The organism is Brenneria salicis ATCC 15712 = DSM 30166, assembly GCF_003315515.1.
Lineage (GTDB): Bacteria > Pseudomonadota > Gammaproteobacteria > Enterobacterales > Enterobacteriaceae > Brenneria > Brenneria salicis.
The window spans coordinates 234,392-252,901 of sequence record NZ_QNRY01000001.1 but is presented as its reverse complement, the minus strand read 5'-3'; the positions used below and the strand labels follow the sequence as shown (position 1 = coordinate 252,901).

Below are 18,510 nucleotides of genomic sequence, written 5' to 3'. Positions count from 1 at the left end.
ATTATCAGTCGTTAGATAAAGTATCCCAGACTTGTTGTGCCGCACGTTGCCTGGACACGGTTGCCTGCGCGATATCATCCATCGTTCTGGCGTTGACGTTATCTGATGAGTAGCGGGTGCTCGGATCTTGAGCAACGATTTTCTCGTCGCTCATGTTCTGAAGAACAGTTTGGTAAAAATGCCGCAGAAGATTCACGCCTATTGGCGGAAGTTTTTCCGCCACGAGAAATTGATTGATTTCCGCGGTAGTAATGTGATTGATGCTGTTCAACTCCTGGGCGCTGGGTAAGGGGGCCGCATTGGGCGCTCTTTGATATTGCACGTTGGAGGAAGGATTGCGTTTGATGCTCTGATCCAGCGTAGTTGCCGAAGGATATCTGACCCAGGGATCGACGACCACGGTGTTTTTCTCTCCCCAGATTTGATCGCGCGGATCGCCGATAAGGACGTATTTATGATCCCAATCATTGTCGTCTAGCAACAGCACCGGCGCATTGATGCGCTTTTGCGCCAGCAACGTGTAGCTTACATCAGCCATTTCGTTACAGTTACCGGCCTGATAACGAGCCGCCATTAATGCATTAGGGATGGCGGCGCTCTTTTTGGTTGTTGCTCTGTGCATTATCACTCGCGCCGAACTTTCTCCTCTGGTATAAACCATCTCTACTTTTTGATTCCCCGCGCCGTAGGGCATCATCATTTTAGTCTTACGCAAAGTTTCCTGCGCCAGTTGCAGGTGCTCCGTGGTGGATGAGTTCACGCGTATGTGTTTGCCTTCATAAACGCCGATGCCCAATTCCTGGGCGCTGACGGCCTCATGTAATTTGACGACGGGTTCCTGATTGAAAAGTTCCAGCGGATTTACTGTAACGCCACCGGGAAAATATCTGTTGTGTGAAGCGTTAAACATATGTTTTCCTTATTAAATTTAAATATGTTAAAATCTATTTAAAGCTCATCCCTGTATACGGTATGCCGCGTGGTCTATTTCTTGGCGGAGATGGTTTCCATTTGTTGGTCTATCCACTCTTTCAACTTTAATGCTGTGTTGATAAAGGTGCCCACCAGTTGATAAGTCTCTGCCTGATCCAACTCAGCCAGTGCCTGCCGGCATGAAAGCATGATCTGCATCTTGTGGATGTCAAAGCTGATATTGAAAACCGGATGTTTAGTGTTCCACATGTTCATGGATAGCAGCGATAGCAGCACATGATGAGGGATCGTCTCTACCTCTGTGAATGTTGATGCCGGGCTTAAGATATTCAGGTATTCCGGCTGATTGCCCAACAGAAAAACCTGCATCCCATTTTCCAGCGTAATGATATAGACATCGTGTCCGTTTTCCGCTGCCTTGGCTGCATTAATCTGGTACTGCTTCATTAATTTGGCTATGACGAAATGAAAGCCACGCATATTACTCATGCTGTCTCCCCTTTTTAATTCTGGGTGGCAAGGCAGCGTTTGTGGTTCCGTCAGAATGATAAAAATGGGAAGGGTGCGGAATAACGGAGATGATAACGTTATTCCGCGATTGAGGCGGTGTTCATGCCTGCCATGCCGCGATGCGGTACTCAATGCCTGATGCATCCAGACCGAGATCGGCACGAATTTCTTCCTGACTGCCCTGTGGAATAAATGTATCCGGCAGACCAAGGTTAAGTACGCGGATAGCAAGACGTTTCGCCATCACGAACTCGTTAACGCCGCTACCAGCGCCGCCCATAATGGCGTTTTCTTCCAGCGTGATAAACGATTGATGCGTCGCGGCCAGTTCCAGAATCAACGCTTCATCCAGCGGTTTGACAAAACGCATATCCACCAGCGTCGCGTTCAGTTTATCGGCCACTTTGTGCGCTTCGGGCAGCAGCGTGCCGAAGTTTAGGATGGCGAGATTTTCTCCCCGCCGCCGGACGATGCCTTTGCCGATCGGCAACTCAACCAACGGGGTCAGTTCCGCTCCCGTACCGCTGCCGCGCGGGTAGCGCACCGCCGTTGGGCCTTTCTGATAGTGATAGCCGGTGTGGAGCATCTGACGGCATTCGTTTTCGTCGCTGGGCGTCATGATGATCATGTTTGGAATGCAGCGCAAAAAAGAGAGATCGAATGCGCCTTGATGGGTTTGTCCATCCGCACCGACGATACCGCCGCGATCGATGGCGAACATCACCGGTAAATTCTGAATGGCGACATCATGGATGACTTGATCGTAGGCGCGCTGCAAGAAGGTGGAGTAAATGGCGACAACCGGATTATAGCCGCCCACCGTCAGACCTGCGGCAAAAGTAACGGCGTGCTGTTCGGCAATCGCCACATCAAAGTATTGCTGTGGATAGTCTTTTGAGAATTGCACCATGCCTGAGCCTTCACGCATGGCCGGCGTGACGGCCATCAGTTTGCTGTCTTTGGCGGCGGTTTCCTGTAGCCATTGACCGAAAATCTGCGAATACTTCGGCAACGCGCCGTCTTTGCTTTTCGGCAAGGTGCCGCTGGCAGGATCAAACTTCGGCACGGCATGCCAGCTAATCGGATCCTGTTCGGCTGGCGCATAGCCTTTGCCTTTCTTAGTCATGATATGCAGCAGTTGCGGACCTTTCAGGCCGCGCATATTTTTCAGGGTCTGCGCCAGTGTCTGCACATCGTGACCGTCAACCGGGCCGATATAATTAAAGCCAAGCTCTTCGAACAGCGTACCCGGCACCACCATGCCTTTCAGGTGCTCTTCGGTGCGTTTTACCAGTTCCTTGATCGGCGGCAGGCCGGACAGCACTTTTTTACCGCCTTCGCGCAGGCTGGCGTAAAGCTTGCCGGACAGCAATTGCGCCAGGTGATTGTTCAGCGCTCCGACGTTTTCCGAAATCGACATTTCATTGTCGTTCAGCACCACCAACAGATCGGAACGGATATCACCGGCGTGGTTCATGGCTTCAAAAGCCATGCCCGCGGTGATCGCGCCATCGCCAATAACACAGACGGTGCGGCGGCCTTTTCCCTCACGCTCGGCGGCGACGGCCATACCTAATCCGGCGCTGATGGAGGTGGATGAGTGACCGACGCTTAATACGTCGTATTCGCTTTCATCGCGCCACGGGAAGGGATGCAGGCCGCCTTTCTGCCGGATGGTGGAAATACGATCGCGGCGTCCGGTCAGGATCTTGTGCGGGTAGGCCTGATGTCCCACATCCCACACCAGATGATCAAAAGGCGTGTTGTAAACGTAATGCAAGGCGACCGTGAGCTCAACCGTCCCTAATCCTGAGGCAAAATGACCGCTTGAACGGCTGACGCTGTCCAGCAAATATTGACGAAGTTCATCACATAGCTTCGGCAGACTTTCTTTCGGCAACAGACGAAGTTCGTCAGGTGTTTCCACTATCGCCAGAGTAGGATATTTCGCTGTATCAAAACGCATTAGAGACTCATTCAGAGGTTTTTATACCTTTTATTTTTCAAAATGTTGCGATAGCGGTTGTTGCTGCTGTCTGATCGCATATCGAAAGCTATCGGGTATTAGGTTGAAATTTATTATTTATCGCGCTCAACGATGAAATTCGCCAACGCCTGTAATGGCGCGATGTCCAATGGTATCGGACTGGAGGCCGCTAAATCATCCAAAGAGTCCAGTGATTCCTGATAGAGATCCCATGCTTTTTCACGCGCCTTCTCCAGCCCCAATAAACCGGGATAAGTGCTTTTACCCAACTGTTGATCGGCACCCTGATGCTTGCCAAGCGTGGCGGTATCGCCCACCACATCCAATATATCGTCCTGCACCTGAAAGGCCAGACCGATCGCATTGGCGTAGCGATCAAGATACGGCAACGCGGCACGGCCCGTTTCGCCTGCCGCCAACGCGCCCAGCCTTACCGCCGCTCTGATCAAGGCGCCCGTCTTGTGACGGTGAATTTGCTCCAGCGCGGCTAAATCCACCTGATGGCCTTCCGCGGCCAGATCCAGCGCCTGTCCGCCACACATACCGGCCACGCCGCTGGCCTGCGCCAGTTCGGACAACATCGCCAGCCGATCGCGATCGGCAACCTGCGGCATGGGGACATCGGCCAAAATAGAAAAGGCCAGCGTTTGCAGCGCATCGCCGGCCAGAATAGCGCTGGCTTCGCCAAATTTAATGTGGCAGGTCGGCTGACCGCGGCGCAAATCATCATCGTCCATTGCCGGCAGGTCATCATGGATTAACGAATAGGCATGAATACATTCCACCGCCGCGGCTGGCGCATCCAGGCTTGCCAAAGACACGCCGAACAGTTCACCTGTGCTATAGACCAGAAATGGCCGCAGCCGCTTGCCGCCCAACAATGCACCATAACCCATGGCGTTAACCAGTGGACTACTCTGAAAGGGAAGAGCGGCGAGATAGTGGCTTAATACACGGTTTGTACGCTGGTAGTGAGCATTCAACTGCGTTGTGAAATCGGTCATAGCGATTCACTATCCGGGCTAAACGGCGACAAAGTTGCATCCGGTTCGTCGCTCAGCAGGATCTGTACCCGTTGTTCCGCCTGCTGTAATGTCTGCTGACCCTGACGCGCCAACTGTATTCCATGCTCAAACGCATTCAGCGCCTCTTCCAACGGCAACTCGCCCGATTCCAGCCGGGTAACGATTTTTTCCAGTTCGTTCAGTGCGTTTTCAAAGCTGACCGGCAGCGCTGTTTTTTTGGGCATAGGTTTTGAGTCCTGATTTATACGCTGCGACCTTGATCGCGGCATAGCATTATTTTGCGTTTGATCACCCAAGGATGACCATACGATTATACGGTGAAAGCGCACAGTATAGCTTCATATAATGATATACTCCGCGCCCTGGATGCTATGGGTAAAATCCTCCTTAGTGATGCTGATTTTACCGATAACGTGATTTTAGCGCTCAGCGGTGAATTTATTTACCGCTGTCTGACCAAGTAACGACAGCCACCATGAAGTTTATCATTAAATTGTTCCCGGAAATCACCATCAAAAGCCAATCCGTGCGGTTGCGTTTTATCAAAATTCTAACCGGTAACATTCGCAACATTTTAAAACACCAGGATGCAACACTGGCGATTGTCCGTCATTGGGATCATATCGAAGTTCGGGCAAAAGAAGAAAGCCGGCGTGAAGCCATCCTTAATGCATTGACGCGGATCCCCGGCATCCATCACATTCTTGATGTTGAAGAGCGAACCTATACCGATGTTCACGACATTTTTGAGCAGACGCTGGCGCTGTATCGCGAGCAACTGGTTGGAAAAACCTTCTGTGTGCGGGTAAAACGCCGCGGTAAGCATGACTTTAGCTCTCAGGACGTAGAACGCTATGTCGGCGGCGGCCTAAATCAGCATATCGAAACGGCGCGGGTGAACCTCACGTCGCCGCAGATAACGGTTCATCTGGAAATCGATCAGGAGCGTCTGCTGCTGATTAACGCCCGCCATGAGGGGCTCGGCGGTTTCCCGATCGGGACGCAGGAAGATGTGCTGTCGCTGATTTCGGGCGGTTTTGATTCGAGCGTATCCAGCTATATGTTGATGCGCCGCGGCTGCCGCGTGCATTACTGCTTCTTTAATCTGGGCGGCGCGGCGCATGAAATTGGCGTTAAACAGGTGGCGCACTATTTGTGGAATCGTTATGGCAGTTCGCACCGGGTGCGATTTATCGCCATTGATTTTGAACCGGTGGTCGGTGAGATCCTGGAGAAAGTCGACGATGGTCAGATGGGCGTGGTGCTTAAACGTATGATGGTGCGTGCGGCGTCGCAGATGGCGGAACGCTATGGAGTGCAGGCGCTGGTGACGGGAGAGGCGCTTGGTCAGGTTTCCAGCCAGACGCTCACTAATCTGCGTCTGATTGATAACGCGTCCGATACGCTGATTTTGCGTCCGCTGATTTCCCATGACAAAGAGCACATCATCAAGCAAGCGCGTGAACTGGGTACGGAAGATTTCGCCAAAACGATGCCGGAATATTGCGGCGTGATCTCCAGAAGCCCGACGGTAAAAGCGGTGAAGTCGAAAATTGAAGAGGAAGAAAGCCACTTTGATTTTGCGATCCTGGAGCGGGTCGTCAGCGAAGCCCGCAATATTGATATCCGTGAAATTGCCGAGCAAACCCGGCAGGAAGTGGTTGAAGTGGAAACCGTGGTGGCGTTTGCGCCGACAGATGTGCTGCTGGATATCCGTGCGCCGGATGAACAGGAAGATAAGCCGTTGTCGCTGACGGAGATAGAAGTCAAGGCGCTGCCGTTCTATAAGCTGAGCACGCAGTTCGGCTCTATGGATCAGAATAAAACCTATCTGCTCTATTGCGAGCGCGGCGTGATGAGCCGCTTACAAGCGCTTTATCTGCGTGAGCAAGGGTTCACTAACGTAAAAGTGTATCGCCCGTAAGCGCACCGCCCTGTCCTGATCTTGGGATCAGGGCAGGGACTGCTTTATGAGCGATAAAGCTTCAGACATTTCACCCGATTTTCATACGCCTCAAGTCGCTGTTTAAGTTGCACTTTATTTTTAGAGGCGACACAATGCAGCAACACATTGAGGGCGCTGGCTAAACCACCGGTTGATTCCAGAATCAACCCGGTTTTAGTGGTCATGGTCACGATGTAGGGCGTATTCATATATTTGGCAATGCCATACTCATCGGTAAAAACCACCAGATCGGCGTTATCTTTTATACATTCATTGGCAAAAGCGACCCCGACCTCGGCGTAAGGCGCAATGTCGATTAAAATGACGCAGCAACGCTTTTCATAGCTATCCAGCCATTGCCCCAGCACGCCGCTGTATAAATCCAGAAATTCAACATCCGAGCGGACAAGGGACAAGCGATTGGAGAAATCCTCCGCCATCCCGCGAATGGTCTGAAAACCACAGATAAACACTTTCTCCGCATGGCGGACGCGATCGACAATCTCCTGCCAATGCTGGCTGCAAAGCTGTTCCCAGAATTTAACCAGCGCATCGATCTCTTTATTGAGATGGATGCTCAAGTCATCCGATTGCTGTTCAACCCGTGACAGCAATGTGGTGTTCAGCAATGACTGAACCCGGACGTCATCACGCAGATCTTCTTTCAGACCCTGTAATCCTTTATAGCCCAGGCGTCGCAGAAAGCGGCTGACGGTATTGGGGCTAACGCCACTTTTTTGGGCAAGGGTTGCACCATTTTCAAACGCAATCCCTTCCAGATTGGCCTGGATATAGGCCCACAGGGTGCGTTCCGCCGGGGTTAGCTTGCCATCCAGACTTTCTATTCTTTCTGTAATCATACGTCCACCCGGTTGATCTTCTGACATCAAAATACCTTTTGATATTATTTTGGTAAATAAATACCATTAAATGCTTTGTAATGGCATAAAGATTGCAGTCTGTTGAGCGAAGACATAAATATGTCATAAATTTCGCTGGTAGCAAAGATGAAGCCTGTCACACATCATGTTTCTATCAGCCGTTCAATCCGGCGTCTGTCTTATCAGGGATGGTTTATTTGTCTGATATCTCAAGGCAGTCGCCACTCAGACGGAGAGTCAATATGTCTATTCGTGTTGCAAAAACCGCTAAGCGTATCTGTTTATCTGTGCTGGCATCCGCCATGCTGACCAGTCTGTCGGCATACGCTGATGGTGAGTTACGACTGTATAACTGGGGAGATTATATTAATCCGGCGGTATTGACGGCGTTTACCCAGGAAACCGGCATCAAGGTGAAACTGGATACGTATGGCAATAATGAAGAGATGCTGGCCAAGATTCAGGCGGGCGCCAGTGGTTACGATATCGTCTTTCCTTCGGTTCATATGCAGGATGTTATGGCAACGCTCAAGTTGCTGGAAAAAACGGATATCAATCAGGTCGCAGACTTCAGCAATATTGATCCGCAGTTTTTGCGCGCCAAAACAGACCCCAAAGGGGAATATTGTCTGCCGTATGCCTGGGGCAGCGTCGGCATTTTCTATAATAAAAACAAGGTAGATAAACCCATCACGTCCTGGCGTGATTTTTTTGCCGAAGCGGAGCGCGGCAAAAAGGTCATTATGCTTGATGATATGCGCGAAACGCTTAGCGTTGGGCTTATCGTCAATAATAAATCGGTCAATACCCACAGCAGCGATGATTTAAAACTGGCGGCTGACTGGCTGACGGCGAAAAAGCCGCTGATATCAGCCTTCACTTATGAAAGTATTCCGTTAGTTCAGTCCGGCGATGTCGCTGCCGCGCATTATTTTGTCGGCGCGCTGATGTACGTCTCTCAGGATCCCGATAATCTCGCCTATGTTATTCCCGAAGAGGGAGCCACCATGTATCAGGAAAATATGTGTGTGCTAAAAAATGCGCCAAATAAAGAGAATGCTAAAAAATTCATGCAATTCTTTCTGAAACCGGAAATTGCGGCAATGAACACGGCTCAGCAAATGAATGGCATACCCAATCGTAAAGCGATTGATTTATTACCGGCAAGTTTAAAAAACAATCCGGCGGCCAACCCGTCGGCGGAAGTCAGAGATCGGCTGCAAATATTTGAGGATCTGGGTCCCTATTTGCGCCAGTACGATCGTGTCTGGACCCGGTTCCGCAGCGCGAATTAATGTAGCTCTTTATTTTTTACTTACCCACGCCGGAGTAATTATGAATGATAGCCATAACTTCCGTTCGGTTGTTACGTTGGATAATGCCGTCAAATACTATCAGACGCCGGAAGGGGGGAATGTCAAAGCCCTGGACGGCATTAATTTGCAAGTGCGGGATAATGAATTTGTCACATTGCTGGGGCCGTCCGGGTGTGGAAAAACCACGTTGCTCAGAGTTATCAGTGGATTTGAGTCGCTGGACAGTGGTGAATTGCAAATACTGGGAAACAAGGCTAATGATATTCCCGCCCACCGGCGGCCGGTAAATACCGTATTTCAGAGTTATGCTTTATTTCCGCATCTGAATATTGCCGATAATGTGGGCTACGGGTTGGATGTGCAGGGCGTGCTGCGGAGTGAGCGCAATCGCCGGGTGGCCGAAACGCTTGAGATGGTGGGGATGCTGGGTATGGAAAAGCGCAAGCCCTCGCAACTCTCCGGCGGTCAGCAGCAGCGAGTGGCGCTGGCCAGGGCGATAGTCAACCGGCCGACATTGTTATTGTTAGATGAACCTCTGTCGGCATTAGATCGTCATCTGCGGCAAAATATGCAGCTTGAGCTTAAGCGACTGCAAACTGAACTGAAAATCTCTTTTATTTTCGTCACCCATGATCAGGAAGAAGCCCTGACCATGTCAGATCGCATTATTGTGCTGAACGGCGGAAAAATTCAGCAAAACGGCGATCCGACGGCGATTTATGATCAACCCGCAAATCGCTTTGTGGCTGGTTTTATTGGCGAAAGCAATCTGATCGATGTCTGTATTACTGATATCGCGCCGGATCATTTGGTATTAACCAGTCTGGCTGGCGATGTTTTTAACGCCAGGGTGAAAGCCGGCGTTGTCTATAAACGGGGCGCGCGCTGGCAGTTATTGTTGCGGCCGCAACATTTTCTTTTGCAAAAACCCAATGACGATAATGTTCAATACGCCAGAATTGACGGTATTATTCGGCAAGTCATCTTCATGGGAAAAGACATTGAGGTCATTTTTGATTCAGGAAAAAATGAATCGCTTAAGGTATTAATTGGTAATCGTTCATTGACGACAGAGCACGCATTCAAATCTGGCGATACCATTACGCTCTGGTATGACATCGCTTCCTGTCATTTATTACCTTGTCAGGAGGATGCGAATGTTTAACCTGGCTTTCATGCATAAAGTGAGATTGATCGGGTTATTATCACCGATCACGCTACTGCTGGGCGGATTCTTTTTAATACCGCTGGCTATCATGATCCTGTTTAGTTTGCTAACCCCTGGACTGTATGGCGGCGTGGAATGGAATTTCTATTCCGATAATTATGGCCGGATATTAGGCTGGGCTGATGGTCAATTTGAAGCGTTCGATATTCTGTATCTGGAGATCATTGTTACCTCAATACGCATTGCGTTAACCAGTGTCGTTATTTCTTTGCTTATCTGTTACCCCATCGCTTTCTGGGTAAGCAGCAAGCCGGTAAAGGTGCGTAATTTTTTGTTATTTCTGATTACACTGCCTTTTTTCGCCAGCCTGGTTGTCCGGCTGTATGCGTGGGTGCTTATTCTACGGCCAACCGGATTTCTTAATAATTTTTTACAGCGTATTGGGTTTGCCGAGCAACCGCTTAATCTTATTTATACAGAGACCGCCGTATTAATCGGTATGATTTATATCTATATTCCTTTTATGTTTTTGCCGGTTTATGCCAGTGTGGAAAAGATTGATCGGAGTTTGATTTATGCCTCTTATGATCTGGGCGCCAATTACTGGCAAACCTTCTGGCGCATCACTTTCCCATTAACGTTGCCCGGTATTATTGCCGGTTCGGTGATGGTTTTTATTCCGGTATTAGGCAATTTTATTGTTCCCTCATTACTTGGCGGCGCCAAAGTCATTATGGTCGGCAGTCTGATCGAGCAGCAATTCTTGTCCGCCCGCAACTGGCCTTTTGGCTCTGCCATATCAATGTTGTTAATGTTAATGGTGTTATGCGTACTGATACTCAATTTTTACCTCACTCAGCATCGTTCTGGTATTGATTAGGTCAGTCAGATTAAATAGGGTAACGTATGAAAAAGCATATCTTTACTCGCTGGATGAAGTGGTCGCTGGATCTTTATGGTCTTGCCTTTTTTATTTTTCTTTATTGTCCAATTTTATTGATTGTGATCTATTCATTTAACGCTAACCCTATCAATATGATGATTTGGCAGGGATTCAGTTTTGACTGGTATTTGTCATTGTTTGGTTTTGACAATAAATTAAATGAAAGTGCGTTATATATCGATTCGACCAATCAATTACTGCAGGCGCTGAAAAATAGTCTGGTTATTTCACTAAGCACCACCATCATATCGACGATCATCGGCACGACAACCGCCTTGGCGCTGGCACGATATCGCTTTAGACTACAAGGCTTTTATCGGTTGCTGTTATATATGCCGATGATGATGCCGGATATCGTTCTGGGGATCGCATTATTGATATTTTTTGTTAATGTCGGGATTACGTTGGGGAAAATATCCATTATTATCGGCCATTGTACATTCTTGTGCAGTTACGTTTTTCTCATTGTCAGCGCACGGCTAGCGGGCATGGACTCCCGGTTGGAGGAGGCGTCGGCGGATTTGGGCGCGACGAGATGGATAACGTTCAGACGAATTACATTACCAATGATTCTGCCCAGTGTGATTGGCGGCGCATTGCTGGCTTTTATTATTTCGCTGGATGATCTGGTTATTACTTATTTTATTTCCGGCGTCGACGCCACTACGCTGCCGGTACAGATATACGGCATGATCAGGCGGGGAATAAAACCGGAAATCAATGTGATTGCGACGTTATTAATTCTTGGCTCTTTATTTATCGCGGCTGTCGGGCTCTATATAAGAAGCCGGCGTGTACAGGATTAAAGGAAATAGTTATGTCTAAACCAAGAGCGCGTCAGTTGGGATTAAAATTCGCAGGCCAGACGGGAACCCATAATGCGATTACCGATGTGCCGGGGGTGTTGGTTGGCTACCAGACCATAAATGGTACCAGCCAGACTGGAAAACAAATTAAAACGGGTGTTAGCGCCATTTTACCGCGTGGTCATCAAACTGAGCCGCAGCCGGTTTGGGCAGGCTATCATGCGCTCAATGGTAATGGCGAAATGACCGGCACCCACTGGATAAAGGATGGCGGTTATTTTGTCGGCCCCATTTGTCTGACCAATACGCATTCCACGGGCACAGTGCATCAGGCCGCCGTGCGCTGGATGATTGAGCGTTACCATGATGTCTGGGAGCAGCATCATATCTGGGCGATGCCGGTCGTTGCCGAAACCTATGATGGCGTTATCAACGATATCAATGGATTGCATGTGACCGTTGATGATGCTCTTGCCGCGTTGAATTCCGCGCATGACGGGCCGGTGGCGGAAGGAAATGTGGGCGGCGGTAATGGTATGATTTGTTATGGATTTAAAGGTGGAACCGGAACAGCTTCGCGCTGTTTTTATATCGGGGATGAAAAATATATGTTAGGCGCTTTAGTGCAGGCGAATTACGGCCAGCGCTCGTGGTTTAATCTGTTTGGTGTTCCACTGGGTAAAATGATTGATGACGAACCGCCGGAGGCACTGACGCGAGAACGTGGTTCGATCATTGTGATACTGGCGACCGATGCGCCGATGATGCCGCATCAGTTACAGCGTCTGGCCAGACGTGCCGGGCTGGGGATCTCGCAATCGGGTAGCCCCGGCGGGAATAACTCCGGGGATATCTTTCTGGCGTTTAGCACCGCGAATGCCGCGCCGCTGCCTCAGCTTTCAGCGGCCCATCAATCTTTCCACTATGTAAATGATGAGTGCTTCGACGAGATTTATCTGGCGGCGGTGGAAAGCACGCATGAAGCGATTGTCAATGCTATGTTGGCTGCGGAAGACACCGCGATGCAGAAACCAAAGGGGATCTGTAAGGCGCTTGATCCCCGGGCGCTTTATCGGCTGTTGAAAGCGGCGAACCCTGCCGTGGTTTGTTAAAGGGAGAAGTACGCTTCGGTATTGCCTGGATGGATCGGAAAGGCGGCCGATCAATCCCGATAGTTGTAAATACCGGGCGGCAGTACCAGTTGCGCGGCGACTTCTGCCGCTTTTTCCTTGCCCAGCAACAGGTCGATCAGTTTCAGGGCAAAATCCATGCTGGTTCCCGGCCCTTGGGTGGTTAAGAGATTGACCCGCGGATCGTAAACCACCCGTTTTTCCATCCATTTTTCGGCGGCGATCTTATCTTTTAAATCCGGGAAACCGGTCATATTGCCGATCGGGAAAAGCTGATGGTATTCAAGCACCAGCGCGGGCGTCGCACACATCGCCGCCACAATTTTTCCATCCTGATTGGCCTGACGAATACACTCCACCAAAATTGGACTATCACGAAAACATTCGGCCCCTTTTAGCCCGCCGGGTAACACCAGCGCGTCAAAATGACGATCCGCCACTTTTACCAATGGCGCATCCGCCAGTAATCGCACGCCGCGGGAACAGGCGATTTCCAGGTTACCGTCATTGGCAACGCTGGCAAGCGTGACCTGAATTCCCGCTCTGACCAGCAGGTCGATAGTCGTGACGGCTTCGATTTCTTCACTACCAGGAGCCAGACATACCAGCACCGATGCGCTCATATTAATTTTCCTTACGCTTGATTTGTTCAAAGAGGCGGCTGTTTTCGGGCAGTGTCAGGCCGTGGACGCGAGCTCGGCGCAATAGATAACCGGTAATGTAGTCAATTTCGGTATGACGCTGCCCGATAATGTCTTGCAGCATTGATGACGTATTGGCTGCCGTATTCTGAATAATTTGGCCAATATAGATTTGCAAACTGTCGCGCGATGTATGGAATCCTTCGCGATCCATCACATCGGCAATTTCCTGACAAAGCGTTTGGATCTGCGCTGAATAAGCCTGTAATTCACCATTGGTGCAATGGTAGATGGCGGTCAACGGATTGATGACGCAGTTCGCGGCCAGTTTAAGCCAACACGTCGCCGTGATGTTATTGTGCCAGGCGACGTCAGGTAATGCCTGGTGCAGAATCTCGGCAAACTGGCTTTGCTGTTCGCCATTCTTCATTGAGCCGATATGGGTGGTGCCGGCGGCCACATGCACCACCGTGGTGGCATCGCGCCGCGCCGCGTGAGTGGTAATACCGACAATCAACGGTTGCTGGTGCGCGGGCAATTCTTCAAGCGTACCCATACCGTTATGCAACAGCAAAATGGTGCAATGCGGATTGAGTTGCGGCAGCAATGCGGCGACGGCATTGGAAACCTGCCAGGCTTTCAGCGTTACCAGCAAGAGTTCGCTATGCGCCAGATGATCCGGATCGTTCGCCGTCAGGTTCAGATTACAGTGATGACCATTCAGCATGGTCACATTGACGGAGCAAAAAGGTTGCGGGATACGCAGCCACCCCTGAACGTCGTGTCCCTGTTGATTCAGGGCGGCAAGCCATAACTGACCGAGGGCGCCGCAACCAAGAACGGTTATTTTCATTGGACTCTCCCTTTGTAATTGATACGGGAACGGTCGTTCTCATGCCGGTCATGCGCACACGGTGCGTTTTCCAATATCAGAGGCTACGGGCAAATCAGGGTAACAGAGTAAAATCTGAGCGCAATAAATCTGATCGCGGTGCGCATTTTATTTATACATTTTGTTTATGCATTTTGTTTGTAACAACAGAGCGGTTATTATGCTCGCCGGATCAAACTTGTCAGGAGAACAATTATGCCATCTTTCGATATTGTTTCGGAAATTGATATGCAGGAAGTCCGCAATGCGGTGGAAAATGCGACACGAGAGCTCAGCACCCGTTGGGATTTCCGAAATGTTCCGGCCAGCTTTGAACTGAATGAAAAATCACAGAGTATCAAGGCAGCCAGCGAGTCGGATTTTCAGGTGCAGCAATTGATCGATATCTTGCGTGAGAAGCTGATGAAGCGCGGCATTGAAGGCGGATCGCTGGAAGTGCCTGAAGAAATGGATCATAGTGGGAAAACCTACAGCGTTGAGGCGAAACTGAAGCAGGGCATTGAAAGCTCGCTGGCGAAAAAGATTGTGAAACTGATTAAAGACAGCAAGCTGAAAGTGCAGGCGCAGATTCAGGGTGAACAGATCCGCGTGACGGGGAAATCTCGTGACGATTTGCAAGGCGCAATGGCGTTGGTACGCGGCGCCGATCTTGGCCAGCCGTTCCAGTTCACCAATTTTCGCGATTAACTGATTTTGAGGTCAGCGTAAGCTGGCCTGTTTGATTTACTGAAGGCTGTTGCTTTGCAACGTTAAAAATCGCTCCCGGCGATTTTTTATAACGGGTTGACCAGTTGTTCCAGTTGTTTTCTGCTGGTTTTTTTATTGTCGATTTTGACGTAAGCGCTGTACTCATCAGGTACGATGACCACTTCGGCCACGCCCGGTTGAGTACGCATTTTCTGCTCAAGTCCGCGATCTCTTAATGCCAGATCGGAAAGCGTAATTCTGAGGCTGCTCAGGTAGGGCGGTTCCTGCATGGTAAATCCGATCAGTAGCCAGATGGCGGCAATCACGGCACCCGCGATAAATACCCAAGACGCCCCGTACAGTTCGAAAATTCCTCCACCCAGACTGCCGCCTAGCGCAACGCCAAGAAATTGCGTGGTCGAGTAGACGCCCATCGCCGTACCTTTATAGCCCGCAGGGGATTCTTTGCTGATGAGTGAGGGCAGCAGAGCCTCCATCACATTGAAGGCCAGAAAGAACAACTGCACCCCAAAAATAATCTGCCAGAGATGGCTTCCCGCCTGCCATAACACCAATTCAGCCGCGATAAGGACGACGATGCAACCGACAAAAACCTGCTTCATCCGCCGTTTTAATTCGGCATAAATGATAAACGGCACGACCCCGGCGAATGAGATCAGCATGGTAACCAGATAGACTTTCCAGTGATCCTGCGCGGGCAAGCCTGCTTGTTCAAGCACCCGTGGCAGGGCAACGAAACTGGACATCAGCAAGGTATGCAAACACATAATGCCGAAGTTCAGTTTTAGCAACCGGCTATTAGCCATCACCTTATGAAAACCGCCCTGAACAATGGCCGATTCCCGATTGAGGATATGCGCCGGCGCTGCGGGGATCATGGTGAGCGTGATGACGATCCCCAGCAGAGCCAGCACCGCGATACCCCAGAAAAGCGCCTGCAAGCCAAATGCATGGGTGACGATAGGGCCGACAACCATGGCGATGGCGAAGGTGACGCCAAAGCTGACGCCTATAAACGCCATGGCTTTGGTGCGGTTCTGTTCGCGAGTCAGATCGGAAAGCAAGGCCATGACAGCCGCCGAAATCGCGCCCGACCCCTGCAAAGCCCGACCAAGAATAATCCCCCAGATTGAATCACTGAGGGCGGCAATAATGCTGCCCAGCGCGAAAATCAGCAATCCCCCGACGATTAACGGTTTTCTGCCCACCCGATCCGACAACAGCCCGAACGGGATCTGAAACACCGCCTGCATCAGACCATAGATGCCGATCGCGATACCGATAAGCGCTTCACTGGCGCCTTGCAGCGCCATGCCATAGGTGGTCAGAACCGGCAGCACCATAAACATGCCGAGCATGCGTAGCGAAAATACCGTTCCCAAACCCCATGTGGCGCGCAACTCGCCTGACGTCATCTTGTTATCGTTCATTCATACCTCTGGAAAACTGTCGGCGCTATTCTAGTTCTTTATTCGGCACGCCGTAAACGATATCCCTTTCATCGTTCAATTGGCGAGTCTATTGGCTTCATTATCCGGCCAACGGCATTAGAATGGCGGGTTATAGTCTTGCAGGGGCTGGCGCAAACCATTTGCGACTTATTCAGCGGCGATTAAGACGACGAATATTGGTTAGAACATCATCGGGTTGGCGATGGTCGGGTCGACTGGATGGCGTTTCTTTTACAATTTCTTCCAGTCAGATTCCAGAGAATGAGGGTACTTAACCATTTCCCAGGCTTGATTATTCATTTCTGGCGCTTTCCCCGTTATATATATTCGCGCTGCTTTTATGACACTGGATTCGACACCATAGAGTGAGTCAAATTTTTTTTTATCTGCTTCGATATTAAAGTTATACAATTTATTCTGTTGCCCATCGATGACAATACCGCCGCCGCTGTGGTGTACGAAATTCATACAGTGGCTAAAGTTTCTGTTTTTTAATGGTACGGCGATGATGGCCCTTTCTCCCTGTTTAATATTGGAGAAAAGTAATGTGGAAACAGCTGATTGCGAGGTAACGGCATGCTGTTGCATCATAGCGATGTCCTCGTCCAGTTTTCCCGACTCTGCTTTATCTGCTACATAGAATGTATTGTAATTATTGCTAACCATCGCATAGATATTCAAATCAACCGCTTTACTGCAATAAATACAATTACGATTAAAGGAAAAATTACCATCCTTCATAAAAGTCGTAAGATTAGTCAATATTTTCCATGTTTTATGTGGATTGACGTGTTTTGCTATATAGCCAAATCCTTCCAATATGCTGCATTTGGCTTCAGATTCAAATTTTGCCGATAGGTGCGCATGCTCGGTTAAGCCAGCTTTAAAGTCAGGCTTATCAAGTATATTGTTATATAATGTCGAAACATAACTTGAAGAGGCTAATGATATTTCTTCGAAGCGTCCTGAGTCTTGATAAGTTGAAATGCCTTTCATTAATTCTCTCCGTTGTTTTCCTTACACGTAGCAAAGGGCCACGCTTATTTTCTCTGAGTGGCCCCGGCGTAAAATAAGTTCCCGACAGCAGATGATCGGCTATCGCTTAGTTAGGTGATATAGCAAGGCGGGAAAATGTGCACAGAAATAAAAAATCGCCGGGAGCGATTTTTAACGCCGCTTGCGGCGGCCCGAAGGGGGGCGGGCAGGGATAGCCCGCAATAAAAAACAGGCGGTGGGCCGCCTGTTTTCAGCATGAAGATCGTAAAGGCAATGTCTGTTAGCGCAAATAGGTCAGCAATGCTTCCTGTGCTGGCGCGATGGAATCAACGGACATCATCACACTCAGCGAGGTGATGGCGACAATGGAAAACACAAACAGTTTTTTGGCCCAGATCCGATCATCATTGGCATTTTTATAGCCAGACAATGCCATTCCCAGCCACCATACGCTGACGGCGGCGGCGACAACAAGATATTTATAACCCGCATAGCCGCCCAGAGACAGCATCAACGTGGCAATCATAAACGCCAGGATATAGAGCGTAATATGATTTTTCGCCACAGAAATCCCTTTCACCACCGGTAAAACCGGGATATTGGCGGCCTGATAATCCTTGAAGCGGAAAATGGCAATCGCGTAGGAGTGGGGCATTTGCCACAGGCTGAAAATCAGCAACAGGATCAGGGCGCCCGCATCGAACTGGTTACTGACGGCGCAATAACCGATAACCGGCGGCGCGGCGCCTGACAGACTGCCAATCAGCGTGCCGTAAACAGAATGACGCTTCATATACAGACTATAAACACCGACATAAACCACAAATCCCATTACCGCCAGCCACATGGCCAGCGGGTTGGCCGCGGTGTACAGCAGCGTGAAGCCTGCAATACCCAACAATGAAGCGTAAACCAGCGTTACCTTCAGTGAAATAAGTCCCTTAACCAGAACACGATTTCTGGTTCTCTCCATTTTTTTGTCGATATCGCGGTCAATGACGTTGTTAAACACGCAACCAGACGCAACAACCAGCGATACCCCAACGAGGGTGGCGAGAAACAGGGGATAATCAATGCTGCCTTGGGCAGCAAGGAGAAATCCGCCGATTACAGAAATTAGATTACCGAAAATAATTCCTGGTTTAGTGACTTGCAGGTATTGCTTAATCATCTTTTAC

The 18,510-nt window shown here is 49.7% G+C and carries 18 protein-coding genes; 7 read left to right on the top strand and 11 right to left on the bottom strand.

Annotated elements, in window-relative coordinates; all coding sequences use genetic code 11:
• Positions 1 to 4: 4 nt before the first annotated feature.
• From DES54_RS01220 to xseB, 5 genes are all read right to left on the bottom strand, one after another.
• A complete protein-coding gene (locus DES54_RS01220) occupies positions 5 to 910 on the bottom strand; it encodes a type III effector (protein WP_113864794.1) in 906 nt (301 codons plus the stop codon).
• Positions 911 to 984: 74 nt separating this feature from the next.
• Positions 985 to 1,422 (bottom strand): CesT family type III secretion system chaperone, encoded by a 438-nt coding sequence (locus DES54_RS01215; protein ID WP_169050467.1) that lies wholly within the window; start codon positions 1,420 to 1,422, stop codon positions 985 to 987.
• Between the two features lie 121 nt (positions 1,423 to 1,543).
• On the bottom strand, positions 1,544 to 3,409 hold the full coding sequence (dxs, locus tag DES54_RS01210; protein ID WP_113864792.1) for a 1-deoxy-D-xylulose-5-phosphate synthase: 1,866 nt from the start codon (positions 3,407 to 3,409) through the stop codon (positions 1,544 to 1,546).
• Positions 3,410 to 3,522: 113 nt separating this feature from the next.
• On the bottom strand, positions 3,523 to 4,434 hold the full coding sequence (ispA, locus tag DES54_RS01205; RefSeq protein WP_113864791.1) for a (2E,6E)-farnesyl diphosphate synthase: 912 nt from the start codon (positions 4,432 to 4,434) through the stop codon (positions 3,523 to 3,525).
• The gene (xseB, locus tag DES54_RS01200) at positions 4,431 to 4,679 is read right to left on the bottom strand and encodes an exodeoxyribonuclease VII small subunit (protein ID WP_113864790.1); all 249 of its coding nucleotides are present in this window, start codon (positions 4,677 to 4,679) and stop codon (positions 4,431 to 4,433) included. Before xseB ends, ispA begins: the two co-directional genes overlap by 4 nt.
• 251 nt (positions 4,680 to 4,930) lie before the next feature.
• Here xseB and thiI point away from each other — a divergent pair, with 251 nt between their 5' ends.
• Entirely contained in the window at positions 4,931 to 6,379 is a 1,449-nt protein-coding gene (gene thiI, locus DES54_RS01195) for a tRNA uracil 4-sulfurtransferase ThiI (RefSeq protein ID WP_113864789.1), read from the top strand.
• Positions 6,380 to 6,423: 44 nt separating this feature from the next.
• On the opposite strand, the gene DES54_RS01190 is transcribed toward thiI, so the two are convergent.
• Complete coding sequence (locus tag DES54_RS01190) at positions 6,424 to 7,287, bottom strand: MurR/RpiR family transcriptional regulator (protein ID WP_205680152.1); 864 nt, start codon at positions 7,285 to 7,287, stop codon at positions 6,424 to 6,426.
• 236 nt (positions 7,288 to 7,523) lie between these two features.
• On the opposite strand from DES54_RS01190, the gene DES54_RS01185 reads away from it, so the two are divergent.
• The 5 genes from DES54_RS01185 to DES54_RS01165 are packed head-to-tail and all read left to right on the top strand — an operon-like array spanning position 7,524 to position 12,626.
• Positions 7,524 to 8,576: a polyamine ABC transporter substrate-binding protein gene (locus tag DES54_RS01185; protein WP_113864788.1), complete on the top strand. Its 1,053-nt coding sequence runs from the start codon at positions 7,524 to 7,526 to the stop codon at positions 8,574 to 8,576.
• 40 nt (positions 8,577 to 8,616) lie between these two features.
• Positions 8,617 to 9,762, top strand: coding sequence for an ABC transporter ATP-binding protein (locus DES54_RS01180; RefSeq protein WP_113864787.1), 1,146 nt, complete (start codon positions 8,617 to 8,619; stop codon positions 9,760 to 9,762).
• Complete coding sequence (locus DES54_RS01175; RefSeq protein WP_205680153.1) at positions 9,755 to 10,645, top strand: ABC transporter permease; 891 nt, start codon at positions 9,755 to 9,757, stop codon at positions 10,643 to 10,645. Before DES54_RS01180 ends, DES54_RS01175 begins: the two co-directional genes overlap by 8 nt.
• 26 nt (positions 10,646 to 10,671) lie before the next feature.
• Positions 10,672 to 11,514, top strand: a complete 843-nt coding sequence (locus DES54_RS01170) for an ABC transporter permease (protein WP_113864785.1) — start codon at positions 10,672 to 10,674, stop codon at positions 11,512 to 11,514.
• An 11-nt stretch (positions 11,515 to 11,525) separates the two neighbouring features.
• Positions 11,526 to 12,626: a DmpA family aminopeptidase gene (locus tag DES54_RS01165; protein ID WP_113864784.1), complete on the top strand. Its 1,101-nt coding sequence runs from the start codon at positions 11,526 to 11,528 to the stop codon at positions 12,624 to 12,626.
• Positions 12,627 to 12,676: 50 nt separating this feature from the next.
• On the opposite strand, the gene yajL is transcribed toward DES54_RS01165, so the two are convergent.
• Positions 12,677 to 13,267 carry a protein deglycase YajL gene (gene yajL / locus DES54_RS01160; RefSeq protein WP_113864783.1) on the bottom strand — a complete coding sequence of 197 codons (591 nt, stop codon included), beginning with the start codon at positions 13,265 to 13,267 and terminating at the stop codon, positions 12,677 to 12,679.
• Between the two features lies 1 nt (position 13,268).
• Positions 13,269 to 14,138, bottom strand: coding sequence for a 2-dehydropantoate 2-reductase (gene panE, locus DES54_RS01155; RefSeq protein WP_113864782.1), 870 nt, complete (start codon positions 14,136 to 14,138; stop codon positions 13,269 to 13,271).
• A gap of 234 nt (positions 14,139 to 14,372) precedes the next feature.
• On the opposite strand from panE, the gene DES54_RS01150 reads away from it, so the two are divergent.
• Positions 14,373 to 14,864: a YajQ family cyclic di-GMP-binding protein gene (locus tag DES54_RS01150; RefSeq protein ID WP_113864781.1), complete on the top strand. Its 492-nt coding sequence runs from the start codon at positions 14,373 to 14,375 to the stop codon at positions 14,862 to 14,864.
• Positions 14,865 to 14,950: 86 nt separating this feature from the next.
• Here DES54_RS01150 and DES54_RS01145 read toward each other — a convergent pair whose 3' ends face one another.
• From DES54_RS01145 to cyoE, 3 genes are all read right to left on the bottom strand, one after another.
• On the bottom strand, positions 14,951 to 16,315 hold the full coding sequence (locus DES54_RS01145; RefSeq protein WP_113864780.1) for an MFS transporter: 1,365 nt from the start codon (positions 16,313 to 16,315) through the stop codon (positions 14,951 to 14,953).
• A gap of 252 nt (positions 16,316 to 16,567) precedes the next feature.
• Positions 16,568 to 17,332, bottom strand: coding sequence for a hypothetical protein (locus DES54_RS01140; protein WP_113864779.1), 765 nt, complete (start codon positions 17,330 to 17,332; stop codon positions 16,568 to 16,570).
• A gap of 280 nt (positions 17,333 to 17,612) precedes the next feature.
• Entirely contained in the window at positions 17,613 to 18,503 is an 891-nt protein-coding gene (gene cyoE, locus DES54_RS01135; RefSeq protein ID WP_113864778.1) for a heme o synthase, read from the bottom strand.
• Positions 18,504 to 18,510: the final 7 nt, after the last annotated feature.

Bases quoted from the DNA above. Each gene is read 5' to 3' on its own strand.
- DES54_RS01220 (WP_113864794.1), bottom strand. From the start codon at position 910: ATGTTTAACGCTTCACACAACAGATATTTTCCCGGTGGCGTTACAGTA.
- DES54_RS01215 (WP_169050467.1), bottom strand. From the start codon at position 1,422: ATGAGTAATATGCGTGGCTTTCATTTCGTCATAGCCAAATTAATGAAG.
- dxs (WP_113864792.1), bottom strand. From the start codon at position 3,409: ATGCGTTTTGATACAGCGAAATATCCTACTCTGGCGATAGTGGAAACA.
- ispA (WP_113864791.1), bottom strand. From the start codon at position 4,434: ATGACCGATTTCACAACGCAGTTGAATGCTCACTACCAGCGTACAAAC.
- xseB (WP_113864790.1), bottom strand. From the start codon at position 4,679: ATGCCCAAAAAAACAGCGCTGCCGGTCAGCTTTGAAAACGCACTGAAC.
- thiI (WP_113864789.1), top strand. From the start codon at position 4,931: ATGAAGTTTATCATTAAATTGTTCCCGGAAATCACCATCAAAAGCCAA.
- DES54_RS01190 (WP_205680152.1), bottom strand. From the start codon at position 7,287: ATGTCAGAAGATCAACCGGGTGGACGTATGATTACAGAAAGAATAGAA.
- DES54_RS01185 (WP_113864788.1), top strand. From the start codon at position 7,524: ATGTCTATTCGTGTTGCAAAAACCGCTAAGCGTATCTGTTTATCTGTG.
- DES54_RS01180 (WP_113864787.1), top strand. From the start codon at position 8,617: ATGAATGATAGCCATAACTTCCGTTCGGTTGTTACGTTGGATAATGCC.
- DES54_RS01175 (WP_205680153.1), top strand. From the start codon at position 9,755: ATGTTTAACCTGGCTTTCATGCATAAAGTGAGATTGATCGGGTTATTA.
- DES54_RS01170 (WP_113864785.1), top strand. From the start codon at position 10,672: ATGAAAAAGCATATCTTTACTCGCTGGATGAAGTGGTCGCTGGATCTT.
- DES54_RS01165 (WP_113864784.1), top strand. From the start codon at position 11,526: ATGTCTAAACCAAGAGCGCGTCAGTTGGGATTAAAATTCGCAGGCCAG.
- yajL (WP_113864783.1), bottom strand. From the start codon at position 13,267: ATGAGCGCATCGGTGCTGGTATGTCTGGCTCCTGGTAGTGAAGAAATC.
- panE (WP_113864782.1), bottom strand. From the start codon at position 14,138: ATGAAAATAACCGTTCTTGGTTGCGGCGCCCTCGGTCAGTTATGGCTT.
- DES54_RS01150 (WP_113864781.1), top strand. From the start codon at position 14,373: ATGCCATCTTTCGATATTGTTTCGGAAATTGATATGCAGGAAGTCCGC.
- DES54_RS01145 (WP_113864780.1), bottom strand. From the start codon at position 16,315: ATGAACGATAACAAGATGACGTCAGGCGAGTTGCGCGCCACATGGGGT.
- DES54_RS01140 (WP_113864779.1), bottom strand. From the start codon at position 17,332: ATGAAAGGCATTTCAACTTATCAAGACTCAGGACGCTTCGAAGAAATA.
- cyoE (WP_113864778.1), bottom strand. From the start codon at position 18,503: ATGATTAAGCAATACCTGCAAGTCACTAAACCAGGAATTATTTTCGGT.